Origin of the sequence: Sulfurimonas sp. (assembly GCF_026988655.1) — a bacterium.
In the GTDB taxonomy this organism is placed as follows: domain Bacteria; phylum Campylobacterota; class Campylobacteria; order Campylobacterales; family Sulfurimonadaceae; genus Sulfurimonas.
In genome coordinates this window covers 1-25,214 of record NZ_JALSKT010000069.1, presented here as the reverse complement: position 1 = coordinate 25,214, position 25,214 = coordinate 1, and the positions used below count along the sequence as shown (strand labels likewise).

Below are 25,214 nucleotides of genomic sequence, written 5' to 3'. Positions count from 1 at the left end.
AGATGGAAAAATTAAAATACGCACTTTTTACTGGTTGTACAGCAAAACAGAGTACTCCAGAACAAATGATGTCAACAATGGCAGTTGCTGAAAAATTGGGAATTGAACTTGTAGAATTAACAGAAGCTTCTTGTTGTGGAGCTTCTCACCTACAGGATTATGATGACTTTTTATCTCTTGTTTTGAATGCTAGAAATATTGCCTATGCAGAAAAGCATGGTCTTACAATGGTTACTATTTGTAATACATGCCAACTTAACACTGCTATGACTAAACATCGTTTAGATAAGGATGCAGACTTAAAAGCTCGTGTAAATGAAAAACTGGCAGAAGTAGGTTTAGAGTACAAAGGTACTTCACAAATCACTCACTTTTTGTATGCGATTATTGATGATATTGGCTTAGATAAAGTTAAAGAGATGGTTGTTACTCCACTGAGTCAATTTAATATAGCACCATTTTATGGTTGTCATAACATCCGTCCAAGTGAGCTTCAAAATGAAACACATAAAACTCCAGAAAATCCTTATAACCCTACTTCACTTGATGACCTAATCATTGCTTGTGGTGGCGAGACAGTAGATTATGAAGAGAAAAATAAATGTTGTGGTTTTCATGTTGAACTTCAAGCACCTCATACATCAGCAGTTTTAGCTGGTAAAGCAGTTGCGGGTGCAATGGATGGCAATGCTGACTGGATTGTTACTCCATGTCCACTTTGTCACCTTAAACTAGATACACAAACAGATCATCTCTCAAAAGCTGTTGGTCGCGATGTAGCACTTCCAGTTCTACATATGCAACAAATGATAGGACTTGCACTTGGTTGTTCAAAAGAAGAACTTGGTCTTAAACATCATGTTGAGACAGTAGACTTCGTTTAATTTTCAACCTTTTATATAACTCAGTATAAATTCTGAGTTATATAAAATCACTTACTATCTTTACTTCAAATCAATAAATCAAAATTACGGAATTAATATGTCAAACTCTATAGAAATAATATCTTGGAATGTTAACGGAATACGTGCTGTTGCAAATAAAGAAGCCCTCGCATGGATAGATGAAAGAGATACAAGTATATTGTGTCTACAAGAGATTAAAGCACAAAAAGAACAGATACCAGATAAATTGTTTGAAAAAGAGTTTATAGAAGTACTTAGCAATTCTGGACAACGTAAAGGGTACAGTGGAACTGCTACTTTTAGTGATTTACAAAGTGATTATACTTCTCAATGTAATCATATAGATACAATGCACGAAGGAAGAATAGTTGAAACACACTATGGAGATATTGTCCTTTTTAATGTCTATTTTCCAAATGGCCAAAAAGATGATGAAAGACTTGCTTATAAGATGAAATTTTATGATGATTTTTTAGCACACTGCGAAGCACTTAGAAAAGAAGAAAAAAGTATTATTATCTGTGGAGATGTAAACACTGCACACAAAGAGATCGACCTTAAAAATCCAAAAGCAAACTCTAAAAATTCAGGTTTTCTTGATATTGAGAGAGAATGGATAGATAAACTTTTAGATCATGGCTACATAGATACCTTTCGCTATGTCAATGGAGATGAAGAAGATAGATATAGTTGGTGGTCTTATCGTTCTAATGCAAGATTAAATAATGTTGGATGGAGAATAGATTATTTTTTCATATCTGAAGATTTAGCTGAAAACCTTGAAGACGCCTTTATCCTTGATCATATTACCGGTTCAGATCACTGCCCTGTCGGCATTAAAATATCTGGTTTACCAAGATAGAATCCCTGACCGCATCGCACATCTAACTCTTCAAGTACATCTAATACTGCTTTACTATGAACAAACTCTGCTATTACTACCAATCCTAATCTTTTTGCTAATCTTGCAATTGACTCTACAATGATATAAGAGGTTTTTGAATTGTCTATATTTTTTACAAGAGATCCATCAATTTTAATAATATCAATAGGCAAGTTCTCAAATATTGAGAAGTTTGAATAGCCCGATCCAAAATCATCAAGTGCTATTTTTACACCATATGATTTTATAGCAACAATCCTATCTAGCAATATGTCGTTTGCAAGCGACTCATACTCTAAAAGCTCTATCGTTAAAAACTGAGCAAGAGATTTACTTGCTTCTAGTTCTTTTATAAGCATTTCATAAATAGAATTATCAATAATATCTGAGAGATTTAGATTCATACTCATAGCTATCTGATGTTCTGCAATTTTTTCAAAAACTATCTCTAAAACATTTTTTGTTAAATCTCTATAGACATTTGTCCCCTCAATTGTATCTAAGAACTGATTTGGGTAGTAGAGCTTTTCACCCTCTCCTCTTAAGCGTACAAGTGCTTCATATTTTGCTATCTTTTTTGTACTGAGTGTAAAAATCGGTTGAAAATGGCAGAGTAGCCTTTCCTCATCAAGTGCTTGTTTTACAGCCCCTAAAGAGAGTCTATCTACACAAGCTGAGATATCACTCTCTACTATTCTATTTCTCCCTCTACTCTTCGCACTATAGAGTCTCTCATCCGCTTTTTTTATAACTTGCTGAACACTGTTATACTTAAATGCCTCCTTGACTAAACCAGCCGAACATGTTATCTGTAAGCTACTGTTTTCATATACAAAGTTGTATTGAGATACTGTTTTTAGCACTCTTTGCATTACCTCTGTAGCCTGAGACTCTTTTTTCTTCTCTTTATAGAGAAAAAGTAAAAACTCCTCCCCTCCAAAACGAATAATAATATCTTTACTTCGTATACTCTTTTGAAGAAGTTTTACAAAATTTACAAGAACATAATCTCCCATATCGTGGCCAAAATTGTCATTCACTTTTTTGAAATGATCAAGATCAAGCATAGCAACATCATAATTGTAAAGATTTATTTTTTCAACTAGATCTCTTAAGTAAACTCTATTATATGCCTTAGTAAGTGGGTCAGTGATACTCTCTCTTTTTGTTTTTAACTGTAAAAACATCTGGTAAAGAATAACTACTAATAGTGAAAATGTTGCTACAAAAACATAAAGAAATATATCTTTTAAAGGACTTAGCACCTTTGAAATATACTGAAAAAGTGATGTTGAAAAATCTAATGCAATAACACCCTGCACCTCCCCGTCATAAACTATAGGATAAAGTGTTGTAATCCAGATACTACTCACATCATCTTGAGTAACAATTTTTTTCTCTTTAGATAGATACACACTATCCCATGCTTGAGTATCTATGTCAAACTTCATATCAAAGAGACCCTTTTCCTCCTTACTTCCATCAAGAAGGTAGCGATACTTTCCAGCACTATCTCTATAAAGAACATAGATATATTTAAAAGAAGGGGTTATAAGCATCCCCATATTTGTTTCAAGCTCTTTTCGTAATTGAGGATTTGATTTCAAGCTTTTATACAGATTGCTCTTAACATGTTGTTTTATATTTTTTTCCACATTCTCTATAAAATAGCTCGTGTTTTTTATTATTACACTCTCTATGTTCTTTTTTGCTTGTAGTTCAAAATCTCCTAAACGCACATAGAGATAGACTAAAACAAAAAGAAGTAGCACAACAAAAAAGGAGTAAATTATATTTAACTGTTTCACTCTACATCTTCTACATATTTTTCTAAACTTTTAGGAAGTCTGATACCCTCTTTTTCTAAATTTTTCTTAATAAACGTAAGGTTTGCCCTTCCTTTTTGCCAGTAAAACCCACCTATAGCCTTTCCTTTTGATCTACGAAACACAAGATAGCCATTTGCGAAAATCATCTTATCACAATTCTCTATATCCTCAGGACCAAAAATCATTAAGATATCTGCATCCTTTTTCTGAGCAACTACTCTAACACCATCAAGCTTACTAAAGAGGGCACCCTTTTCACTCTTATCACTCCAAACCTTAACTATAGTTTTTTCCGGAAAAAGTGCTTTCAAAATAGAAGCATATACCCTCTTTTCAGCTGACTGCTCAGATGCAAAAAGTGATATTGTAAAAATAAATAATAGTATAAAAAACTTCAAAACTGATACTCCATATTTAGCCAAAACTTCCTATCAAACACATTTATGCCATACTCAAGCCCTCTATAGAGTTGCTTGTACCCTTTATCTAAAATATTTTCTCCTTTCAATCCAAATAGCAAATCTTCTGTTGCATGATAGACAATACTTGAAGTCCAATCATATGATGGTGTCGCAGATACACCAAAGTTACTATAGCCAGCTCTATAATCCAAAAGATTAAATAGGTCAAAATCCCCATAACTATTATATGCCACAATATGACCGCCATAAGGAGCAGAATACTCTTCTAAGTCTTCTCTTTGTCCATAATAAGCATCAAGTGAAATTTTACTATCTTTAGTATACTTATATGTATATGACGCTTCATACTGTGTGTAGTTTGTTTGATTTTTATTAACAAAGCCCTCTTGCATGTCATACTTAATAGGGTTCGAGAGTACAATGTAGCTACTTCTGATGTTGAAAAAATGTTTTTTTCCTCGATAAGCAACACCTAAAGAGTAGAGTGTTGGCTGTGAAAAGTTTAGATTCCCATTTGTTTTATACAGGGTATCACTATCACCACTATAAAGTACAGAGAGTGGTGCTGTATAGTATGTCCGTGTATAAAATGCTTTTATCTGAAACTTATCTATATTTTTTATAGCACCTAAACGAAAAATATACTCATTTGTATCTTTTATGCTCTTTGTCTCATAGCGATATGTATCTCCCTTGAGTGATGCTACTAGTGTTGTGGTTGTATCTATATCATACTTGTTTTCCAAAAAGAGTGAGTAGAGTGTATAGTTTGTAGAAAAATCTGTGCTTGCTCCATCAAAAGTCTCATCTACCGCTACTGTTTTATGCTTCACAAACCCTCCTATATAGAGGCTGTTTGTAGATGTTTTAAATGTTTTATCAAGAATAAGTGAATAGACATTCTCGCTATTATTAAACTTGTAACTCTCAACACTTCCATACCCAGCAGTAATAATACCACCTCTATCTATCATCTGTGCATCTGTAACTATAGAATCTACACTTACTTGCGCTCGTACTCCGTTATCAAACTTTTTTGTTATATGCCCATAAAGATAATTCACATCACGCTTAGTTGTCTCAGGTGTGACATTTACCCCTAAGCCCAAGAGTGAGTCCCCTCTACTTGTAAAACCACCTATCTCAAATGTCCAGCTTCTATAGTTTAGGTTTGCATAAAAGTTTCTATTTGAGGAGTCACTCTTCAGTGCTGCACCTTGATTGTAGTAAACATCTCTTTGTATCTCATTCACATTTGCATATGCCAGATAGCTCATCTCACCAGTGAGTGTTTTTGCACTGTAAGCACTAAGATAAGCACTTCCCTTGTTGTCTCCCGTTAAGCGAATTTTACTTCCCTCCTCTTTTGCTGGACGCTTTGTGTAGAGCTTTATAACAACGGTTGAAGGTTCGTTACCGAACTCTATAGAAGCACTACTTCTATATACTTCAACATAGTCAATAAAATCAAGTGTTATGCTGTCACAAATCATCGCCCCACTTCTATAAGCTGATGGAGTAATATCATGATCATTAATATAAATCCTCACTCCTGAAGTAGGGACTCCATTTTGTGAAGGCTTGGAAAAGAGTGTAGTGTTGAGAGAAGTTCTTGAGATAAAAGGAATAGTAAAGAGCTTTGTTATATCTCCTAAAGTTCGAGCCTGCATTCTATCAAGGTCTTTGCGAGTATAGAGATCAACAAAACCAGCAGACTCACTTTTTGTTATCTTTGATCCACTTGACTCCTCTTCATAAGAGGTCAAAAGTGCATCAAAATTCTCTGAGCCTAGAAGAAAAGTTTTTCCCAAGGTCATCAAGATAAGTATCTTTTTCATATTTATAAAATATCCTAGTTATAAATTATTAACAATATACTATCACATTACTACTAAAACGAGTCTAAACTTATTTTGCTTTGGGTCTAAATGCTTTTATAACTTCTTCATTTGTTTCTATAAAAGGTCCTTCTATTAGATCGATACAATATGGCACAGCAGGAAAAACAGCATCCAAACATTCGCGGATAGATTTTGGCTTACCAGGAAGATTTATGATAAGACTATTACCGCGTATCCCAGCGGTTTGACGTGAGAGAATAGCCGTTGGTACATACTGCAAGCTCACCTGACGCATCAACTCACCAAAACCTGGCATCATCTTTTGACACACATTCTCTGTCGCTTCAGGAGTCACATCACGTAGTGCAGGTCCAGTTCCTCCAGTAGTCACAACAAGACAACATCCAGCATCATCACACAGCTCAATCATTGTAGCTTCAAGAACATCTTGCTCATCTGGAATACATCTGTAAACAATCTCAAATTCACTTTTAAGATAATCCTTCATTGTATCTTGAATTGCTACACCGGAGATATCTTCATAAATACCTTTACTTGCTCTATCACTTGCTGTTATTACACCTATTTTTATCTCTGCCATTTTATTTTCCTTAAATTTTCAATTTTATGATTAAAGCTGTAAAAAATGATTTGCATCTTTTATATAACTAACTGTAGCCACTTTTACAAAAAAATCTTTTGCACTATCTACATCAATAATTGCATCACACCCACCCAAATATACTTCTACAGTAACACCATTATCTATAAGAAATTTCAGTTCATCAAAACTCCACTGAAAGTTTAAAAGCTCTTCTAGTTCCTCTTTTGTCGTTTTTTGGAATTCTAGCTCTTCTTTTGCATAAGGTGAGAAACAAGCATCTATAAATTGTTCTATATACTTTTTTCTCTCTTTGCTATAAGAAAGCATTTGTAACCTTTTAAATTTATCTCCCTGAGTTTGAAAAAAAGCTGGAGAAAAAAGTTGTAATGTGTCAACACGTTTGCCCTGAGAAATACACTCTTTGGCATATCTATACGCTTTGATTGCACCATAACTAAAACCACAAACAGTAAAATCACTCTCTTTTATAAACTCTTGAAAAAAATGTTCTTCATTTTTCAAAGAAAATCCGCTAAAAAATTTCATTTAAATATCTTTTAACCTCTTCTTTACTTATACTTTCACGCTCAAAAAAGACAGCTTCAATCTTTTCTAAAACATCAGCTAGGGATAACAGTAAATCTTTTGATTCTTCATAAAGCCTACTAAGTAGCAACTCTTGTTCTTTTTCATCAGGCAATAGTGAAGATCCCATTCCATACGATTGACACATATTTGAAACGATCTCTTTTGCCTCATCCAAATCATCTTTTGCACTATTTGAATGTTCATTATACTTTATATCACAAGCAGCCATACCAGCTAAAAGCATCTTGACACGATATTCAAGTTCTTGCTTGACGACTGGTTCATCTACTGATGGGGTTAGTTTTTCATTTGAGAGCATTAATTTTTCAAATGCAATGTCATAATATGTTGCAACAAGGACTTTTCCAGACTGATACCTTACACGAAAAGCTTTTTGTTTTTCATTGAGTATTTGTAGCTTTTTCTTCCCAAACATCACTTTATCCTTGACTTGCTCAAAATGCTCAATCGTTACATGAAAATCATTTCGTCGCAGAGCCAAAAGTGCAGCCTCATTTACTAAAGCAGCTAAAGATGCACCATTGAAACCAACGGTCATGTTGGCAATAATTTGAACATCTAATTCATGGGGAATTTTGTCAAGATATTTGATTAAGATTGATTGACGCTCTTTTTTTGTAGGTAGTTCGACAAATATACGTCTATCAAATCGACCCGCACGTAATAATGCTGAGTCTAAAACATCTATTTTATTTGTCGCAGCAATAACAATAACACCACTTGAACCTTCAAATCCATCCATCTCAGTCAGAAGCTGATTCAGTGTTGCTTCTCTTTCATCATTTCTTTGTCCATCACGCTTTTTACCAACTGCATCAATTTCATCTATAAAAATAATCGAAGGGGAGTTTTTCTTCGCTGCAGCAAAAAGTTCATGTACGCGCTTGGCACCCATACCAACATATATCTGTACAAAAGAAGCACCACTTTGATAATAAAATGACACATCAGCCTCATAGGCAACTGCTTTAGCAATCATTGTTTTACCAACACCGGGAGGGCCTACAAGTAAAACACCTTTTGGCATTCTAGCTCCAAAGCTTTTATAACGTTTTGGATTTTTCATAAAGTCAATAATCTCTTCAAGTTCAACTTTAACATCAGTAATACCACCAATATCATCAAAACTCACATCACTTTTTATCGCCTGAACTACTGATGAATCTTCTTGATTTAACGAAGCTGCGTTTGAGGGAGTAATATTTTGTAATAAGGCAGGATTGCTCTTTTGCAAATATTTGAAGAGTAAAGAACCAAGGCCTAAAAACAATACCAAAAATAGTATATAAATTAAAATATTTGATTCACTACCCACTTCTACTTTATAATCAACAAACATCTTTGGTGTAACTTGAGAAGATGCTATCTTATAGTAGCCTTTATCACTTTTTAGGTAAACATACTTTTTCGTCACAACAACTTTTTTTATACTCTTATCTTTCAGTAAACTATTTGCTTGCGCTAAAGTTATTGGCTGAGCATTATCTCTTAATATTGCAAATAATATAAGAGCTATAATAATAAAAGCAGATACGATTAAAGCAATACGGTTTGTTTTAGATTCTAGCATAGTTGCAATCCTTTTTAACTTCATATTTCTTAATATTAATCCAATTACCTACTAAATCCTCTTTTGAGTCTACAATAATTTTATTAAAATGCTGATCGAGTCCATGATACAATCCATCTTTATACGACTCTATCAGAACATCTAGTTCACCTTTAAACGCAGTCCTAAATTCATAATTTTTTTTATCAATCATCGTTTGTAGTTCATGCAGTCTTGCTTTAGCAACTTTACCATTCACTTCAGGTTTCATGGTAGCAGATGGTGTTCCATCACGCTTAGAATATGTAAAGGCATGAATATGTGTCAGTGGTAACTCTACTGCGTTTAGCATAGCTTCTGACCACAAGGCCTCACTCTCACCAGGATGCCCTGTTATAAAGTCCGTTCCAATAGCATAACCTTTTTCTGCCAAGAGCTCAAAGAGTTCTTTATCTTGCTTATACACATTTCTTCTATTCATAAGTTTAAGCATTTTTGGGGAAGTATGTTGCAATGCTATATGCATATGTTTTTCCATCCACGGCTCATCTAAAATCTCTTTAAATTCATCTGTAATTTGGATAGGTTCAACACTTCCTAGTCGAATGCGACGCACACCTCGCACTTGAGACATTCTTTTCATAAGTTTTGCAAGTGATGTTTTCGTATCTTGTCCATAACTTCCAACATTTGTACCTGTTAAAATGAACTCACCAAAGCCATTAGCTGCAAGTTTTGTGATTTGTTCAAGAATTCGACTCTCATCCATACTTCTTGCGTCACCACGAACATAAGGAATAATACAATAAGAACAGCGAAAATTACACCCTTCTTGAATTTTAATAAAAGCCCTACTCTTTCCCACAAACTCGTCAACAACCATGTCATCAATGTGATTTAAATCACCAGGCTCATAAAAAGGCTTCTCTTTTGCAAGCATTGTATCAATCTTTTGTTTTTCACTTTGACCAAAAACACCGTGAATACGATTCTCTTTTAAAAGAGATTCTCCCTTTGTGTGCGCGCCACAACCAGTAAGAAAAAGTTTTGCTTGTGTATTATTTTTCTCAACATGAGAGATATACGAACGTACATGAGTATCAGCCCCATTTGTCACTGTACAAGAGTTGATAACAATAGCATCAGCTTCTTCTTCATTTTCTGTTATCTCATAATCTTGTAAGGAACTCATCATTACCTGAGAGTCATAAAGATTTGTTCTGCAACCAAATGTTTTAAAATATACTTTTTTTTTCATTATACCATCTCGTGATTGTGTTCAATAGGTGCTTCACTATGCATAGAAATATTGAGTTTTTGCGTTGGATATGCAATAGTAATATCATCTTCTTTTTGAAATGCATCAATTATCTCAGTAGATATAGCACTTCTAAGTGTTAGCGTTCCATAGGCATTTGTAAAATACCATGCTTCAATATCTATCCCGCTTGGCTCTATAAAGGAGAAAATTCTTGGTTCAACATTTGTATTTTTTAGACTATAATGCTGTCTCAGTTTATTGAGCTGTTTTCTTGTAATATCCGTATAACCTTTAGAATATTTTTTCGTAATCTCTTTGACCAAATGCATAGCCTTTTTATGGTTTGAGTCAAAAGTAATGGTAATTTTGACTCCATCCCACACAGTTTTGAGAGAATAGTGTGTATAGTTGGCAATCATTTGAGTAAAAACATAATTGTTTGGAATAAAGATAATTCTTCCTGCACGACGATTTGTCATAATAGAAGTCAATGTAATATCTTCTAATATTGTAATACGAAGGAAGGAAATATCTAAAACATCCCCAACATATTTCATGCCATTCAAATCAACACGAATCCTATCACCAACGTGAATACTACCACCAAAGACAATAACAAGCCAGCCAAGCAGACTCATAAACCAATCTTTCATCGCAATAGCAATACCCGCAGAAGCAAAACCTAAAATAGTAACGATATAGCTAGCATTTTCTATATAGTTAAAAAAGAGAATCAAAATGATTACAATAAAGTTTGTAAAAGTGATAATTTTATTCGCCATATAAAAACGTTCATTATCTGTTATGTATTTTTTAACAATAAGTTTCAATAAAAAGAAAATTATAAAAACAAACAAGACAACCGCAGCAATTTTCATCAATCCATATACTTGTCTTTCAATACCTTTATTAATATTGATTTCAGCTACTTCTAGTCTTTTTTCATACACATCCATTGTGACATTCATCGTATCGAGTGCTCTTTCAAACATCTCTAGTTGCATTTGTTTTTGTTTTAAAAGTTCGTCATATTTTTTTGATGTATCTACAGCTTTTAGCTGTTTATAAATATGATACTGTTCTTTAAGTAACTCTATAAGATTAGAAAGATTAGCTTTTTTCTGCTTATACTCCTCAAAATTTAAATCAAGTGTTTTAATCAAAGAGAGACCAGTCAAGATATCAAAAGGATTTAAAATTTCCGGAACCTTATCAATTTTAGGAGGAGTAATTAAGTCAGAGAAAAGAGCAACATTTTTATTGCCCTTTAGCTTACCAATCTGTGAAGCTAAAATCTCTTCTTTTGCAATAAGACCATTGAGTTTATCTTTATCACTTAAAGTTTTTGCACTGTTTGAAAGGTATCTGATACGCTTTTTAATATCTTCAAGGTTTTTTCTAACTTTTAATGAAGTCAAATATGAAGCATAACTTTTCATCCACATATTTTCATTTCGTATTTGAGAAGCTAAACTATCTAAAGCTTCAGTATAACTTTTTATCAACTCATTTTTTTGTTTTTCCTGCTGAGCCTGTTCTTCTAGCACTCTTTTATGTGCTAATTTTTCAGCGGTCAAATTTTGATCAACACTTACAAGCACACTTTTAGCAGTAGTAGTTGTTTCAGAAAATAGTGTTGTTGTAAAAACAAAGATCAATGCAAAAAGAAAAATTTTAAAAGGCATTAGCAGTCACCAAAAGTATCTAATACAGAAATAACTAAATCTTTATCTAATTCATCTGTTATTGTCACACCGCCTATACCTTTAGGAAGTATAAAAGTCACAGAAGCATCAGAACTTTTTTTATCTAAGAAAAAAGCTTCATAAAATGTTTCCGTATCTTCAATTTTATAAGTGGTAGGTAAGTTGTATTTTTGAAGAAGTTTTTCAACTCTCGAAGCTTCTTCATCTTGCATTAGACCCATTTTCACAGCTACAGCATTTGCCATCACCATTCCAATAGCAACTGCTTCTCCATGCAAATAAGTTTTATAGTTTGTCTCATTTTCAACAACATGCCCAAAAGTATGCCCATAATTAAGAGCGGCACGCAGTCCATGTTCTTTTTCATCTTTTGCCACTACCCCTGCTTTTGTTTTAACAGCCTCTTTAATTGCCTCTTGTAAAACTTGCTTATCACTTAGATCAGCAGTTTCTAAAAACTCAAAAAAATCTTTATTGAAGGTAACTGCCATTTTCACTATTTCTGCAACACCTGCAGCAAACTCTCTTTTAGGCAATGTATCTAAAAAATGTGGGTCAATATTTACTGCGTTTGGTTGATGAAAAGCCCCTATTAAGTTCTTTCCGTAGGCATTATTCATACCAGTTTTCCCACCAACACTAGCATCTACTTGAGAAAGAAGTGTTGTTGGGATTTGCATAAATTCTATCCCTCTTTGGTAAATACTAGCAACATAACCTGTCATATCACCAATCACCCCACCACCAAAGGCTATAAGCATTGACTTTCGATTAAAGCGATGATTAAAAAGTGATTCTAAGATCAAATCAACTGAAGCCTGATTTTTATACTCTTCACCATCAGGCACAGTAATGATAAAAAGTTCTTTCGCACTTATCTTCGAAAGTAGATACCCTAAATGCAAACCTGCAACTTTAGGATTTGTCACAATAGCTACTTTTTTATGAAAATGCATTTTAGGCATTGCATCTATTGTTATATCGTATGAATTGTCAACTGTTTTTCTTAAAGGGATGTTTACTTGCATGATTTATCCAAAATTATAATATGATAGATAATACTTAATTTTTACTAAAAAATGGCTAAATCAGAGTTGTACTGGAATAAAAATTTGCGTATAATCATTAAGTTTATAATAGAGTTTTTCACTATCTGTCGAAAATGTACTAAAGATATGATGTGCTGTCAACTTGCTAGTAAAGGGTAAAATATGTATAAAATTATTTTTATGTTTTAGTTTTCTAATCGGATTTTCATTTTCATTGTAAACTTTAATTGATTTGGAAAAAATAGTTGAAAGATTCTGAAAATGTTCAAGAACTTGTTCTCGATTTTCTTGATGTTCTTGAGTATAGTTGTAGAGTTCTATATTGAAGTTAAGCTCTTCAGAAATATCAAAAACCGTAGCTGATATTTTTTCTAAATCCCTATTATCTGATAAAATCAACACTACATCTTTAACTTCAAAAAGATTTTTCTTTGAAAGCTTTAAGACAGGTACATGAACATCATACAATGTTTTTCTAACATAATAGTCTGCAAACATTTCGCTTGATATTATCACCAAACCAATATGATATTTGTTCACATCATTTAAAAAAACTTCTCGAATATTTTCGCTGTCATAGTCTATATTTATAACTATATCTAGGCTTCGTAAACTTTTTATATATGCCAAAATCTCTATATTTGAAGGATTAACAACTTTAATAACTAAATCGTGATGAAATTTTTCATGTGCATAAAGTGCGCGTTCAACTAAATCATAAATGTTATGATGTTTGACAATATTCATATCAATATAGAGTAAAATATTTGTTCCAAATGGTTCAGGAAACTGTCCAAGTTCGCGTTTTATAGCTTTATAGACAGATTTTAAAACAGCTGGTTCACCTACTAAAAGAAGTGTATCATTAGGCTGTATCATTCGTCTTCGTGAAGGCATTACTAGTTTTCTTTCTCTATAAATAGCAACTATTCGCCAATTTTTCTGCTCAATAGCGCCAATATGTCGGTACACAAATGAACTCCCAAAAGGGACGAGGACTTCCATTATTTCACCCTCACCTACCCCAACATTTTGAGCGATAACAGGAACATTTGGTAGATAATCAAGCAGTCTTGATGCTAAAATATCATTAGCATTAACCAAAACGACATTCGCAGTTTCATGCATCATATTCCATTGGTTTAAGACAACTACACGCAATTGCTTTTTTACAGTTCGAATGTTTTTAATAGTTATCTCAACATCATTTTGATTATCCATCGCTATGATGACTTCGATAAATTCCATTTTTAAGAGGTTAGTAAGCTTATATAAACTCGTAGGATCAAATTCATAAAACTTAAAACGAGCAGGACTCGCATCTTCAAACTTCTTCTCTTTTAACTGAACAATATAGTAGATATTTTCACTTGTGTACGTTTCTATAACCCTTTGAATAAAGCGTTCTCCTACCGTACCATTACTAATTATTAATATTTTTTTCATTATAAATTACTTTTCATTTTCAATTTTGGAAATTCATTAAAAGTTTTTTTTTCAATCAAGATCTTTTTATTACATTTATCTAAGGCTATTTGTAGATTTTTCTTTTCTAAACGCAGTACTTGTATATCTTTAGTGATAGAGTTTATACGCTCAATTGCATCAGCATAGATACTTACAGAAAAAAATAAAATAAGTATAAAAGAAATCATTTTCATAGGTTTTATGACTTTTTAATGAGTTTTACACCCATCTCAACGTGGGAAGTGTATGGAAATTGATCAAAAAGTGCCATATCAACAACTTTATGTGTTTTACAAAGAATTTCTAAATCTCTCACAAGTGTTTGAGGGTTACAAGATATGTATACTATATTTTTATGTCTTGCACTAAAATGACATGATGCCACGTCCATTCCACTTCTTGGTGGATCTACAAAAATAGAGTCAAGACTATAAGATGCTATATCTATATCTTTCATTCGTCTAAACTCACGTACTCCATCTAAAGCCTGCACAAACTCTTCAACACTCATTCTAACAAATTCAATATTTTCTACATCATTTAAAAGCATATTTGCTTTTGCTGCGTTTATGGAAGACTTGGAAATTTCTGTTGCTAAGACCTTATTAAAAACTTTTGCAAAAGGAATTGTGAAATTACCTGCACCACAATAGAGTTCTAACAAGTCCCCACTTGCATCACTGAATTTTTCCATCGCCCAAGTAATCATTTGCTCATTTACTCTGGGATTTGGTTGCGTAAAAGAATTTTCAATATAATTAAATTTATATACTTCGTTCTTAATATGTAAACTTTCAGTAACATAATCTTGTCCAACAACAAGCTTTTGTTTTCGTGCACGTCCTATCATATAGATACCAAGTTTTTCTGCAATCTTTGTGGCTACTTGTTGCCAAGCATTATCAAGTTGTCTATGGTAAAGCAGTGAGACTACAATTTCTCCATCGCTAGCGCTTAAAAAATCCGCACCAAAGAGTTTAAAATCAAGTTTTTCTTTTTGAATTTCATGAAGAAGTTTTGGCATCAAGGCATTGATATGTTCATTGACCTGAGGACATTCATCTATAAGTACAACGCCTTTTTTATCTACGTGATTCATCGCATATGAGATTTCATCTCCTGTATGCCATATTTTAAACTCACTTCTTGCACGATAATGCGCATCCAATGATTCAAACACAGCAATCTCTCCATCAAAAAATGGTAAAAATCTCTCTTTATTTAATGTAAGCTTTTGCATAAGCTGCGTTTGATATCCACCCTCATACAGCCTACAAGCACCACACTCTCCAAAATATTTACAATCCAAATCTTTATCCTAAATTTTTATTTTATAGAAGCTATCAAGTTTCCAATAAGAAGATTCCATCCATCTATAAGAACAAATACCAGTATCTTAAACGGCAAAGATATCATCACCGGTGGAAGCATCATCATTCCCATAGACATCAAGATAGATGCGACAACCATATCTATGACTAGAAATGGTAAAAAGAGTAAAAAACCTATTTCAAACGCAGTCTTTAACTCACTAATGATAAAGGCTGGAATAACAATAGAAAGCGGTACATCGGCAACACTTTTTGGATTTTCCATTTTTCTGATTCTAAGAAAAAGTGCTAAATCCTTTTCTCTAGTATTGCGAATCATGAAGTTTTTAAATGGCAAGGTTGTCTTAGTAAATGCCTCTTCATAACCTATCTCTTGGGCTAAATAAGGTTTTATACCTTGATTATAAGCTTTTGTACCAACAGGTTCCATTACAAAAAAAGTAAGAATCATGGCAAGCATAACAAGTAGCTGCGTTGGCGGTACTTGTTGTGTACCCAAGGCCTGACGTAAAAAACCAAATACAATAACAAAACGTGTAAAAGTTGTCATAACAAGCACCATAGATGGTGCTAAAAACAAGAGTGTAAGAACAACTAAAACATTTAAAGAAGAGACCAATTGTTGTGGCGTATCAGGAGCTGAAAGATTAAGATTTAAAGTAGGAACTGTCACATTTTCAGCGCCAAATGCCAAAGCACTTAACATTACTATAGATAAAAGAATTTTTATCATTTATCTTGCACTGCCTTATCTAAGATTGTATTCCCCACAGCTGCTTGTTTCTCTTTTTTTTGACCATAAAAATGAAGCTCAACTCTACGATTTTTCTCACGACCGGCAGGAGTTGCATTTGTAGCTATTGGACGATACTGAGCATAACCAGAAGCACTCAATCTTTTAGGAGCAATTCCATCTAAAATAAGTTCATGCACTACAGAGATCGCACGTGCAGCAGAGAGTTCCCAGTTGTCTTTAAAAGGACTATCTGCCCCAGGTTGCACATCATCAGTATGCCCTTGCGCACTCACTTCCATCTCATTTGGAAGCTCCTGCGTAATAAGGGCAATTCGTTTTAAAAAAAGTAAGGCATCTTGATTTTCAATTGTCGCACTTCCAGGCTTGAAAAGTAGTGAAGCAGGAAGTTTGATGACAAACCCATCTTGCGCCTCTTCTACTGTAACCGTCGGACTTTGTGTTTTTTCCATCATCTCATTTGCATCACCAGCTGCTTGCTGAATTCTGTTTACAACTTCACTTGTTTCATCTTGTGATTCAATAGGAGTAGATTCTTGGATACGTTTTTTAGAAATTTCTGTTTTTGTTCCATCTTCAAGAACACTCATCGCACCTGATAGCGAACCTATAGCTTCAGAAATCTTTTTCGCATCCATACTTGACATAGAAAGAAGTAAAACGAAGAAACACAAAAGAAGAGACATTAAGTCTCCAAACGCAGCTAGCCACGCCGGCAAACACTCTTCACACTCTGGACATTTTTTCTTAGCCATAGATACTATCCATTAGTCAAACTGACTAACACGATCAGCCGGAGCCAAATATGCAAGAAGTTTCGCTTCTAAAGCTCTCGGTGCATCACCAGATTGAATAGACATTATACCTTCAACTATTATCTGTTTTACAACTGTTTCTTCATCATTTCTAATTGAAAGAATGTTATAAATAGGTGTACCAAATATATTACCAATCATAGCACCGTACATCGTAGTAAGTAAGGCAACTGCCATAGAAGGACCAATAGCTGAAGGATCAGCCATATTTAAAAGCATCGCAACAAGCCCAATAAGTGTACCAATCATACCCATCGCACCAGCAAGTCCAGCCCACTGATTAAAGATAGAACCATGAATCTTGTGTCTTGTGCTCGTCTGTTCCATCTCAATTTCAAGTAAATCACGAATAGTATCCGGTTCACTTCCATCAATAGCCATAGAAAGACCTTTTTTTAAGAACTCATTTTCTTCGTTGTTTACATCGCCTTCAAGAGCTAAGATACCGTCTTTTCTAGCTTTTGTTGCAAACTCAACAAGTTTTTTAATAAGTTCACCAACATCTTCTTCACCTGGCTTAATAGCTTTCATAAAAATCTTAGTAAACTGCTTCATCTGAGATGGTTTAAATGAAACCATCAAAGCCCCAATACTACCACCTATAACGATAAGAACAGAAGGAATATCAATGTACGCACCGACACCAACACCCATAACCATAGCTCCGAGTAAAAGAGCCATAATTAACACTATACCAATGACCGTACCTAAATCCATTCACATACCTTACAGAAATTTACATTTACATTATAATACCACAATAAATCCAAAAGAAATCTTTTATTGTATAATGTCGCCACTAAAAGTATAGGGACATCTATATCATGCTTGAAAAACTCTACAACTCACCAAAACGCTCTGCCTACACACTCATTCTTATAATGGCTATACTCTCTACAATATATAATAGTTTTGTACCTTTACATGGAGATGAAGCTTACTACTGGATGTGGAGCAAGCATTTACAAGCAGGATATTATGATCATCCACCAATGATTGCTTTTATGATTTATCTCACCAATTTTATTTCTGAAAGTGAATGGGGCATTCGTCTTGTAAATGTCTTTTCTTTTACTGTAACTGCATTTTATATTTTTAGATTTACAAAAGAACTCTCTGATGAAAAAACGGCACTCAATGCTATACTTATTTTTCTCAGTGTTATTATAGTAAATGCAGGATACATCATAACTACTACAGATGCACCTATTATTCTTTTTTGGACACTTTCCCTATACTACTCTTACCGAGCACTCTTTTTTGGCTCACTTAAAGAGTATGTTTTAGCTGGTGTAATGATAGGTCTTATGATGCTGAGTAAATACACTTCTATCTTACTCATTACTTCTATTTTACTTTTTATTGTCATCAAAAAAAGAGAGATATTGTTTAATATTAAATTTTACATTACCTTATCTATAGCCTTGATAATTGTCTCTCCAATGATATGGTGGAACTACAAACATGACTGGATAAGTTTTTTATTTCAACTTCATCATGGTTCTACTGAAGTCTTTAAAATCAAATTAGAAAGCTTTTTTACCTTTATAGCTGGTCAATTTGGTATATTTTCACCGGTTTTTGCCTGGATTCTTTTTTATTATCTTTATAAAGAAAAACTTTTTTTCAAAAATGAAAAGCTCTTTTTTCTCTCTTTAAGTGTTGTTGTGACCATAGGTCTCTTTTTATACAAGTCTCTTTATAAAAATATGGGACTCAATTTTGATGCGCCGGCATATATAGGTGGTGTCATAATCGTTGCCATTGTCATATCTCGCTATAAGCTTACAAAACTTTTTAAATGGGGACTTTTAATTGCTCTGTTTTTCTCCCTCTTAGGCAGATATCTTTTGCTTTTTCATCTCGATATCATTCGTAAAGAGATGTACAATAGTGATAAAGTTATTCAGCGAGTTGCTAGCTTTGCAAAACCGCACGATAAATTTTATGGAGACCATCTTGCTCTTGCAGCCTACCTAAAATACTATCTTCCTAAGCATCCTGATACTGATGTAGCAACACATTCACGATATTCACAGTATGATATGTGGCGAAAAGCTGACTTTTTACAAGATGGTTTGGTACTTATGCGTAACCATAGAAAAGATGCAGAACTTCAAAAACTTTACAAAAATGTAAAGCTTATTGATACAAATGTAGTGATCCCAAAAAAAAGAGTTTTTTATCTTTATCGCGTGAGTGATCCAATCGGTCAATAAAAGTAAAGCAACTTTTGGGTAAAATACTCTTTACTTAAAAACTTGGTATCGAATGAAAAATACAATTAAACTACTTATAACTATAGCAATTTTTTATTATCTATTTCAACATATTGACTTTTATGAATTATGGGCTATTTTGGCAAAAAGTCATGGAGGATGGATACTTTTAGCATTTATCTTACAACTTGCGAGTACGTATCTTGCAGCCTACAGATGGTTTAAAATATCTAAACTTTTGGCATTTAAAGAGAGCCTATCATTTTATGTAAAAAGCTATTTTAAAGGTACTTTTTTCAATCAAGTTCTCCCTAGTAGTATAGGTGGTGATGCTGTAAGAGTTATTGATTTGACAAAAGCTGGTTATGACAAAAAAGACTCTTTTTATGATGTTTTTATTGATAGAGTTATTGGTCTTGTAGGTCTTTTAGTTTTAAATCTTATCGCTTCTGTAATTTTTTATGGAACATTTCCATCAGATTTTTCACAACTTATCATCACGATTTCACTGATTGGGATACTTGGCTTTGCATCTTTATTTGTCTTTCACAGTATTGATTTCCTTGAAAAAGTCAAAGTGATCAATTTACTTCACAGACTTTCAAGACGTTTGAACGAGCATTACACATCTAAAACATTACTTCTTAAACACATTAGTATCTCAGTTGCAGTTCATCTTTTTACTGTTTTAGCGATGTATGGTATTGCGCTTAGTATTGACGCACACCTAAGTTTTCAAATGCTACTTATTGCATTGCCTCCTGTATTTTTACTTACTATCATCCCTATCTCACTTGCAGGATGGGGAATCCGTGAGGGTGCTATGGTTGGTATCTTCACTTTAGTTGGTGCGGATCCTGCAAAAGTTTTAGCTATGAGTATTCTTTACGGTCTTTTACTCATTATCAGTGCTATTCCAGGTTCTTACTTTTGGCTAAAAAATAAAAAAAATACTAAACTCAAATAAGGAAAATATATGAATGTAGATACTATGAGAAATATTGACCACTACGCAGGTGTGCCACTTGCCTTTGCTGGAACAGTCATTAAAAAAACTATAAACTTTTTTGTATCAGAACCTCAAATAAAACCAAGAAATGTGCTTCTTATCGAACTCTCAGAGATGGGAAGTTCTATCTTAGTTGACCCAGCTATGAGAAAACTCAAAGAAAATATTGATGGTGAACTTTTTTTCGTCATCTTTTCAAAAAACAAAGTCTCTTTGCAGCTACTAGAAACAGTCAAAGAAGAAAATATTTTTACAATCAATGAAGATGGTATCTTAGACATTGCAAAAACGACTTTGGCATTTTTACAATGGTGTAGAGATAAACACATTGATTCAGTTATAGATTTAGAACTATTTTCTCGATTTACCGCTCTTTTAACAGGTGCGAGTGGAGCAGTCAATAGAGTAGGATTTCATGCTTTTCACAATGAAGGTCTTTACCGTGGAGATTTTTTAACCCATAAAGTAGCCTACAATCCTCATCAACATATCGCCAAAAACTTCATCGCTTTGGTTGATGCTCTCTTAAGTGAAAAGCAAGAAGTCCCATTTACAAAAAGAATCATTCCTGATGAAGAGATTCAAATTGCCAAAGCAGTTATCAGCGATGAAGAAAAAGAGTCAGTTCTTGGCATTATTGCAGGTATGTATGATGGTTTTGATAAAAACAAAAATCCTATCATTTTAGTAAACTCCAATGCATCAGATTTACTACCTCAAAGAAGATGGAACAGAGAAAATTATGGTGAAGTCATCAAAAAAATTCTTGACTACAATCAAGATGCTATCATTTTACTCACTGGTGCTCCTTCTGAAAAAGAAGGAGCACAGCTTTTAAGTGACTATGTCAATGACAAACGTTGTATAAACTTTGCGGGTAGTGTGAAGTTTTTACAACTTCCTGCTCTTTACAGCGTAAGTGCCTTTATGCTTACAAATGACTCTGGTCCTGCGCATTTTGCTTCCATTACAGATATGCATACTTTTGTGATTTTTGGTCCTGAGACTCCTGCACTGTATGGCTCACTAGGTCCTAGCACTCCTATCTTCGCTGGTATGTCTTGTTCGCCTTGTGTAAGTGCTTCAAACCATAGAAAAACACCTTGTACAGACAACCAATGTATCAAAGTAATTACACCTGATTGGGTGTTTAACACACTAAAATTTAAACTTGATGAACTTTCTTTCTAAAGAACATAGAGGTTTTTTAATTTTCATCACTTTAGTAGCTGTTCTCAGGCTACTTATAGCTCCTTATGTTGGTCTTGGAGTTGATGAAGCACATTACGTTTTGTATGCTATTCATTTAGACTGGAGTTACTTTGACCATCCTCCGCTAGTTGGTTGGACACAGTATTTTTTTACCTCTATTTTTGGAGTTAACGAATTTGGTGCAAGAGTGAGTGCCGTGCTTATCGGATTTTTTACTTCTATTTTTTTATATCAACTACTCTATCAGATAGATAAAAATGCAAACAAAGCTTTTCTAGCTGTATTATCACTTTACGCTTCTTTTATTTTTAACGCCCTATTTTTAATGCTCATGCCGGACACACTGCTGTTTTTGTTTATGATTCCTATCATTTTGAGTGTCATAAAACTAGAAGAAAATAACTCACTCAAAAACTGGCTTACTCTTGGGGTCTTACTAGGTCTTGCTGGTTTGAGTAAGTATACTGCTGTTTTATTTGTTTTGCCCATCATTGCATATTTCATCATAAAAAAAAGATACGCACTTTTTATCTCACCTAAGATTTTGCTCACTATTGTTGTTGCACTCCTTATTATTTCACCTGTAATATATTGGAATATTCTCCATGATTGGATAAGTTTTTCCTATCAAAGTTCTCATGTTGTAGGCAGTAAAAGTATTCATTGGTTAGGATTTTTTCGCTCACTTGGTGCACAATTTGGAGCTTACAATCCTCTCTTGCTTCCTCTTGCTTTTTATGGTCTTTATAAAGCATTTCGTTCTCAAAACAATACACTCTTTTTAAGTGCTTTATTTGGACTTACACTCATTGCATTTTTTACTTACGCATCTTTATATAAGACTGCTCTGCCTCACTGGTCGGCTCTTTTTTATATGCTTTTTATTCCTATTGGTACATACTACATGTTAAATGTTTCTAAAAAATATGTCAAAATTGCCATCGCTTTTGGACTACTTCTCAGTGCCCTAGCCTACGCAGAACTTGTCTTGAAGTTTATTCCTTTTCCTGATTACCAATCAATCCACAGAGATATTTACGGATGGGACACCATCATAAAAAAAGCAAACGCCGCCATCAAAGATCCAAACAAAGAAGCTATAGCCGTGACAAACTGGACGCTTGCTTCTCGTGCAATGTATTACAACAATCCTTATAAAACAAAGGTTTATCTCATAGATAAACGTCAAGATCAGTTTGATTTATGGGAAGATAAAAACAAAGTTGGCAAAGATTTAGTGATAATCCAAACAAAGTTTTTTCATAAAAATCTTGAAAAATATATGAAGTGTGACAAGATAGAACCTCTTAAAAAATTCGATATTATGTTGCATAAGCATAAAGTAAACACTATTGACTTAGTAATGTGTAGAAATTTTCAAGGTTTACAATGATATTTTCAAAAAGTAAAATCGCTATCCTAGTATTTTTCATTATAAGTCTTATTTTTGTAAGCTACAATTATTTTGATAAAGAAGTGGCTCTGTATTTCATAGCACATAAAGAGACCTTTAAACCCATCGGAAAATTCTTAAGTATCTTTGGTGAATCTCAATGGTATATAGGTACAGGAGTGCTTGGATTTTTATATTTCAAATACAAAAAACCAAACGAACTCTATAAAAATAGATTTTTATTTCTCTTTTATATCAATGTTTTTTCTGGTCTTATCAGTATTCTTTTGAAATTGTTTTTTGGTCGTATTCGCCCTAAAGGACTCAAATATGAAGATACTGAGTATGGATTTTTACTTTTTAAGAATTTTGATTTAGGCTTTGTTGAAAAGATGAAAGTTCATTTTACAACGCTATTTCATTCTCCATCAACCTACTCTTCATTTCCATCGGGTCACACTGTTACTATTTTTGCTACAGTAATGTATCTTTATTTACTCTTTCCAAAATATACTTACCTTTGGCTAAGTCTTGGGTTAGTTTTTGCAAGTGGACGTATTTTAGCTGCTGATCATTTTGTTAGTGATGTTTTAGCTGGAATGCTTGTTGGTTCACTCTCTACACTCTATATTTATCAAAATATGAAAAATAAAGTTGAAAAATATTCATAAATAATGGTAAAATTCCAAAATCAAAACAAAAAGAGAAAAAATGAACAAAGATAATATCAGTATAGTCATCTTAGCTGCAGGAAAAGGCAGCCGTATGAAATCGCCAAAAGCCAAAGTTTTACATAACATAAGCGGAAAGCCTATGCTTTATCATATCATTAAAGCTTCTCAAGAAATCTCAGATGATATTACCGTTGTCATTGCCCACCAAAAAGAAGAAGTACAAAAGCAAATGCAAGCGTATTTTGACAATATCAACTTTGTCGTTCAAGATGCAGAGAAGTTTCCAGGAACTGGTGGAGCTATGAAAAATGTCAAAGCAAAAAACAAAAAAGTTTTGGTTTTAAATGGAGATATGCCACTCATTACTTCAAAAGCTTTACAAGGATTTTTAGAACTTGATGATGATGTTATCATGAGTATTTTTGATCTTGAAGATCCAAACGGATATGGTCGTGTAATCATTAAAGACAATCACGTACAATATATCGTAGAACAAAAAGATGCCAATGACGGTGAACTCAACACAACAACAGTAAACGCAGGAATCTATGCTTTTTCAAAAGATGTGTTAGAAAAGTACATTCCACTTCTCTCAAATGACAATGCACAAGAAGAGTATTACCTTACAGACGTCATCGCTATGGCAAAAAATGATGGACTGAGTATTGTTCCTCTTTTAGTTGATGAAGAACACTTTAAAGGTGTAAACTCTAAAAAAGATTTGGCAGATTCTGAAGAGATTATGCAAGACAGAATAAGAACACACTGGATGCAAGAAGGCGTCATTATGCAACTTCCTTCTACTATCTATATCGAAGAAGGCGTTGCGTTTGAGGGTGAATGTATCCTTGAGAATGGCTGTCGCATTACAGGAGATAGTAAGATTATAAACTCACATATCAAAGCTGGTAGTGTTGTTGAAGACAGCATCATGAAAAATTCCGACTGTGGTCCTATGGCACATCTTCGTCCACTCTCTAACATTGAAGATACCCATATCGGCAACTTTGTAGAAGTCAAAAAATCAACACTCAAAGGTGTAAAAGCTGGACATCTCAGCTACCTTGGCAATAGTGAAATAGATGAAGGAACCAACATTGGTGCAGGAACGATTACCTGTAACTATGATGGTATCAAAAAATATAAAACTATCATCGGTAAAAATGTATTCATCGGCAGTGATAGCCAACTTGTCGCACCGGTAACTATAGAAGATGATGTGATGATAGCTGCGGGAACAACAGTAACAAGTGGAACAGTCCCTAGTGGAAACCTAGCACTCAGCAGAACAAAAATGCGTTTGATTCAAAACTTTTATTATAGATTTTTTTCTTAGTAAGTGGCGCGATAGACTCTATATCTTCAAGCGCCTCTTCTGACCACTCTAGTGTGAGAGCCATTTAGCAATTCTTTGTTTTGCATCTTTATGTGAAGAAACTTCGCCGTTCTCAGCACGACCAATGCCATTTTTGGCTTAATGAAAAATACTGGGGTCTGAATAATCATTTTTTCTTATAACTTACTAAATAATCATCGACCATCTTTAGCTTTAAACTTTGTAACCATTCAGCACCAAACAAAAAAATAGGCACAAAAATTGCTTAAACATACATATTATGACAGAACAAGAAGCTATAGATTTTTGCAAGAACAATCCAGAGGCAGCGGCTAAAATAATTCTC

23 protein-coding genes are annotated in these 25,214 nt (G+C 33.7%); 8 read left to right on the top strand and 15 right to left on the bottom strand.

Annotated features, from left to right (window positions below; all coding sequences use genetic code 11):
- Nucleotides 1–2 precede the first annotated feature (2 nt).
- Nucleotides 3–884, top strand: a complete 882-nt coding sequence (locus tag MV052_RS07485; protein ID WP_297442601.1) for a CoB--CoM heterodisulfide reductase iron-sulfur subunit B family protein — start codon at nt 3–5, stop codon at nt 882–884.
- Nucleotides 885–981: 97 nt separating this feature from the next.
- Nucleotides 982–1,767, top strand: a complete 786-nt coding sequence (locus tag MV052_RS07480; protein ID WP_297442597.1) for an exodeoxyribonuclease III — start codon at nt 982–984, stop codon at nt 1,765–1,767.
- On the opposite strand, the gene MV052_RS07475 is transcribed toward MV052_RS07480, so the two are convergent.
- The 15 genes from MV052_RS07475 to MV052_RS07405 all read right to left on the bottom strand — a co-directional run bounded on the left by MV052_RS07475 (nt 1,725) and on the right by MV052_RS07405 (nt 17,742).
- The gene (locus MV052_RS07475) at nt 1,725–3,596 is read right to left on the bottom strand and encodes an EAL domain-containing protein (protein ID WP_297442594.1); all 1,872 of its coding nucleotides are present in this window, start codon (nt 3,594–3,596) and stop codon (nt 1,725–1,727) included. The two genes, MV052_RS07480 and MV052_RS07475, sit on opposite strands and share 43 nt — an antisense overlap.
- Nucleotides 3,593–4,015, bottom strand: coding sequence for a hypothetical protein (locus MV052_RS07470; RefSeq protein WP_297442592.1), 423 nt, complete (start codon nt 4,013–4,015; stop codon nt 3,593–3,595). Before MV052_RS07470 ends, MV052_RS07475 begins: the two co-directional genes overlap by 4 nt.
- The gene (locus MV052_RS07465; RefSeq protein WP_297442590.1) at nt 4,012–5,877 is read right to left on the bottom strand and encodes a TonB-dependent receptor plug domain-containing protein; all 1,866 of its coding nucleotides are present in this window, start codon (nt 5,875–5,877) and stop codon (nt 4,012–4,014) included. Before MV052_RS07465 ends, MV052_RS07470 begins: the two co-directional genes overlap by 4 nt.
- 70 nt (nt 5,878–5,947) lie before the next feature.
- Nucleotides 5,948–6,481 carry a molybdopterin adenylyltransferase gene (gene mog, locus MV052_RS07460; RefSeq protein WP_297442587.1) on the bottom strand — a complete coding sequence of 178 codons (534 nt, stop codon included), beginning with the start codon at nt 6,479–6,481 and terminating at the stop codon, nt 5,948–5,950.
- A gap of 30 nt (nt 6,482–6,511) precedes the next feature.
- Nucleotides 6,512–7,030 (bottom strand): pimelyl-ACP methyl ester esterase BioV, encoded by a 519-nt coding sequence (gene bioV, locus MV052_RS07455; protein ID WP_297442585.1) that lies wholly within the window; start codon nt 7,028–7,030, stop codon nt 6,512–6,514.
- Nucleotides 7,017–8,663, bottom strand: a complete 1,647-nt coding sequence (locus tag MV052_RS07450; RefSeq protein ID WP_297442582.1) for an AAA family ATPase — start codon at nt 8,661–8,663, stop codon at nt 7,017–7,019. The genes bioV and MV052_RS07450 overlap by 14 nt, the downstream gene beginning before the upstream one ends.
- Nucleotides 8,650–9,900: a tRNA (N(6)-L-threonylcarbamoyladenosine(37)-C(2))-methylthiotransferase MtaB gene (gene mtaB / locus MV052_RS07445; RefSeq protein ID WP_297442580.1), complete on the bottom strand. Its 1,251-nt coding sequence runs from the start codon at nt 9,898–9,900 to the stop codon at nt 8,650–8,652. Before mtaB ends, MV052_RS07450 begins: the two co-directional genes overlap by 14 nt.
- On the bottom strand, nt 9,900–11,588 hold the full coding sequence (locus MV052_RS07440) for a mechanosensitive ion channel domain-containing protein (RefSeq protein ID WP_297442577.1): 1,689 nt from the start codon (nt 11,586–11,588) through the stop codon (nt 9,900–9,902). Before MV052_RS07440 ends, mtaB begins: the two co-directional genes overlap by 1 nt.
- Nucleotides 11,588–12,637 carry a 3-dehydroquinate synthase gene (aroB, locus tag MV052_RS07435; protein WP_297442574.1) on the bottom strand — a complete coding sequence of 350 codons (1,050 nt, stop codon included), beginning with the start codon at nt 12,635–12,637 and terminating at the stop codon, nt 11,588–11,590. Before aroB ends, MV052_RS07440 begins: the two co-directional genes overlap by 1 nt.
- A 60-nt stretch (nt 12,638–12,697) precedes the next feature.
- Nucleotides 12,698–14,104 carry a TrkA C-terminal domain-containing protein gene (locus tag MV052_RS07430; protein ID WP_297442572.1) on the bottom strand — a complete coding sequence of 469 codons (1,407 nt, stop codon included), beginning with the start codon at nt 14,102–14,104 and terminating at the stop codon, nt 12,698–12,700.
- Nucleotides 14,104–14,319, bottom strand: a complete 216-nt coding sequence (locus MV052_RS07425; protein WP_297442569.1) for a hypothetical protein — start codon at nt 14,317–14,319, stop codon at nt 14,104–14,106. Before MV052_RS07425 ends, MV052_RS07430 begins: the two co-directional genes overlap by 1 nt.
- A gap of 5 nt (nt 14,320–14,324) precedes the next feature.
- Nucleotides 14,325–15,434, bottom strand: coding sequence for a tRNA (uridine(54)-C5)-methyltransferase TrmA (gene trmA / locus MV052_RS07420; protein ID WP_297442566.1), 1,110 nt, complete (start codon nt 15,432–15,434; stop codon nt 14,325–14,327).
- Nucleotides 15,435–15,451: 17 nt separating this feature from the next.
- Entirely contained in the window at nt 15,452–16,186 is a 735-nt protein-coding gene (fliP, locus tag MV052_RS07415) for a flagellar type III secretion system pore protein FliP (protein ID WP_297442648.1), read from the bottom strand.
- Entirely contained in the window at nt 16,186–16,965 is a 780-nt protein-coding gene (locus MV052_RS07410; RefSeq protein WP_297442564.1) for a flagellar motor protein MotB, read from the bottom strand. The genes fliP and MV052_RS07410 overlap by 1 nt, the downstream gene beginning before the upstream one ends.
- Nucleotides 16,966–16,977: 12 nt before the next feature.
- On the bottom strand, nt 16,978–17,742 hold the full coding sequence (locus tag MV052_RS07405) for a motility protein A (protein WP_297442559.1): 765 nt from the start codon (nt 17,740–17,742) through the stop codon (nt 16,978–16,980).
- Nucleotides 17,743–17,849: 107 nt separating this feature from the next.
- Here MV052_RS07405 and MV052_RS07400 point away from each other — a divergent pair, with 107 nt between their 5' ends.
- Genes MV052_RS07400 through glmU form a run of 6 tightly spaced genes read left to right on the top strand, consistent with a single transcriptional unit; the run spans nt 17,850 to nt 24,868 of the window.
- Entirely contained in the window at nt 17,850–19,244 is a 1,395-nt protein-coding gene (locus MV052_RS07400; RefSeq protein WP_297442555.1) for a glycosyltransferase family 39 protein, read from the top strand.
- 52 nt (nt 19,245–19,296) lie between these two features.
- Nucleotides 19,297–20,211 carry a lysylphosphatidylglycerol synthase transmembrane domain-containing protein gene (locus MV052_RS07395; protein WP_297442553.1) on the top strand — a complete coding sequence of 305 codons (915 nt, stop codon included), beginning with the start codon at nt 19,297–19,299 and terminating at the stop codon, nt 20,209–20,211.
- Nucleotides 20,212–20,220: 9 nt separating this feature from the next.
- On the top strand, nt 20,221–21,444 hold the full coding sequence (locus MV052_RS07390) for a glycosyltransferase family 9 protein (RefSeq protein ID WP_297442549.1): 1,224 nt from the start codon (nt 20,221–20,223) through the stop codon (nt 21,442–21,444).
- Entirely contained in the window at nt 21,428–22,858 is a 1,431-nt protein-coding gene (locus MV052_RS07385) for a glycosyltransferase family 39 protein (RefSeq protein WP_297442546.1), read from the top strand. Before MV052_RS07390 ends, MV052_RS07385 begins: the two co-directional genes overlap by 17 nt.
- Nucleotides 22,855–23,529, top strand: coding sequence for a phosphatase PAP2 family protein (locus tag MV052_RS07380; protein ID WP_297442543.1), 675 nt, complete (start codon nt 22,855–22,857; stop codon nt 23,527–23,529). Before MV052_RS07385 ends, MV052_RS07380 begins: the two co-directional genes overlap by 4 nt.
- Before the next feature lie 40 nt (nt 23,530–23,569).
- Nucleotides 23,570–24,868: a bifunctional UDP-N-acetylglucosamine diphosphorylase/glucosamine-1-phosphate N-acetyltransferase GlmU gene (glmU, locus tag MV052_RS07375; protein ID WP_297442539.1), complete on the top strand. Its 1,299-nt coding sequence runs from the start codon at nt 23,570–23,572 to the stop codon at nt 24,866–24,868.
- Nucleotides 24,869–25,214 lie beyond the last annotated feature (346 nt).

Excerpts from the sequence above, each read along its gene's own strand:
- MV052_RS07485 (WP_297442601.1), top strand. The coding sequence starts at position 3 with ATGGAAAAATTAAAATACGCACTTTTTACTGGTTGTACAGCAAAACAG.
- MV052_RS07480 (WP_297442597.1), top strand. The coding sequence starts at position 982 with ATGTCAAACTCTATAGAAATAATATCTTGGAATGTTAACGGAATACGT.
- MV052_RS07465 (WP_297442590.1), bottom strand. The coding sequence starts at position 5,877 with ATGAAAAAGATACTTATCTTGATGACCTTGGGAAAAACTTTTCTTCTA.
- mog (WP_297442587.1), bottom strand. The coding sequence starts at position 6,481 with ATGGCAGAGATAAAAATAGGTGTAATAACAGCAAGTGATAGAGCAAGT.
- bioV (WP_297442585.1), bottom strand. The coding sequence starts at position 7,030 with ATGAAATTTTTTAGCGGATTTTCTTTGAAAAATGAAGAACATTTTTTT.
- MV052_RS07450 (WP_297442582.1), bottom strand. The coding sequence starts at position 8,663 with ATGCTAGAATCTAAAACAAACCGTATTGCTTTAATCGTATCTGCTTTT.
- mtaB (WP_297442580.1), bottom strand. The coding sequence starts at position 9,900 with ATGAAAAAAAAAGTATATTTTAAAACATTTGGTTGCAGAACAAATCTT.
- MV052_RS07440 (WP_297442577.1), bottom strand. The coding sequence starts at position 11,588 with ATGCCTTTTAAAATTTTTCTTTTTGCATTGATCTTTGTTTTTACAACA.
- aroB (WP_297442574.1), bottom strand. The coding sequence starts at position 12,637 with ATGCAAGTAAACATCCCTTTAAGAAAAACAGTTGACAATTCATACGAT.
- MV052_RS07430 (WP_297442572.1), bottom strand. The coding sequence starts at position 14,104 with ATGAAAAAAATATTAATAATTAGTAATGGTACGGTAGGAGAACGCTTT.
- MV052_RS07425 (WP_297442569.1), bottom strand. The coding sequence starts at position 14,319 with ATGAAAATGATTTCTTTTATACTTATTTTATTTTTTTCTGTAAGTATC.
- MV052_RS07410 (WP_297442564.1), bottom strand. The coding sequence starts at position 16,965 with ATGGCTAAGAAAAAATGTCCAGAGTGTGAAGAGTGTTTGCCGGCGTGG.
- MV052_RS07405 (WP_297442559.1), bottom strand. The coding sequence starts at position 17,742 with ATGGATTTAGGTACGGTCATTGGTATAGTGTTAATTATGGCTCTTTTA.
- MV052_RS07400 (WP_297442555.1), top strand. The coding sequence starts at position 17,850 with ATGCTTGAAAAACTCTACAACTCACCAAAACGCTCTGCCTACACACTC.
- MV052_RS07395 (WP_297442553.1), top strand. The coding sequence starts at position 19,297 with ATGAAAAATACAATTAAACTACTTATAACTATAGCAATTTTTTATTAT.
- MV052_RS07390 (WP_297442549.1), top strand. The coding sequence starts at position 20,221 with ATGAATGTAGATACTATGAGAAATATTGACCACTACGCAGGTGTGCCA.
- MV052_RS07385 (WP_297442546.1), top strand. The coding sequence starts at position 21,428 with ATGAACTTTCTTTCTAAAGAACATAGAGGTTTTTTAATTTTCATCACT.
- MV052_RS07380 (WP_297442543.1), top strand. The coding sequence starts at position 22,855 with ATGATATTTTCAAAAAGTAAAATCGCTATCCTAGTATTTTTCATTATA.
- glmU (WP_297442539.1), top strand. The coding sequence starts at position 23,570 with ATGAACAAAGATAATATCAGTATAGTCATCTTAGCTGCAGGAAAAGGC.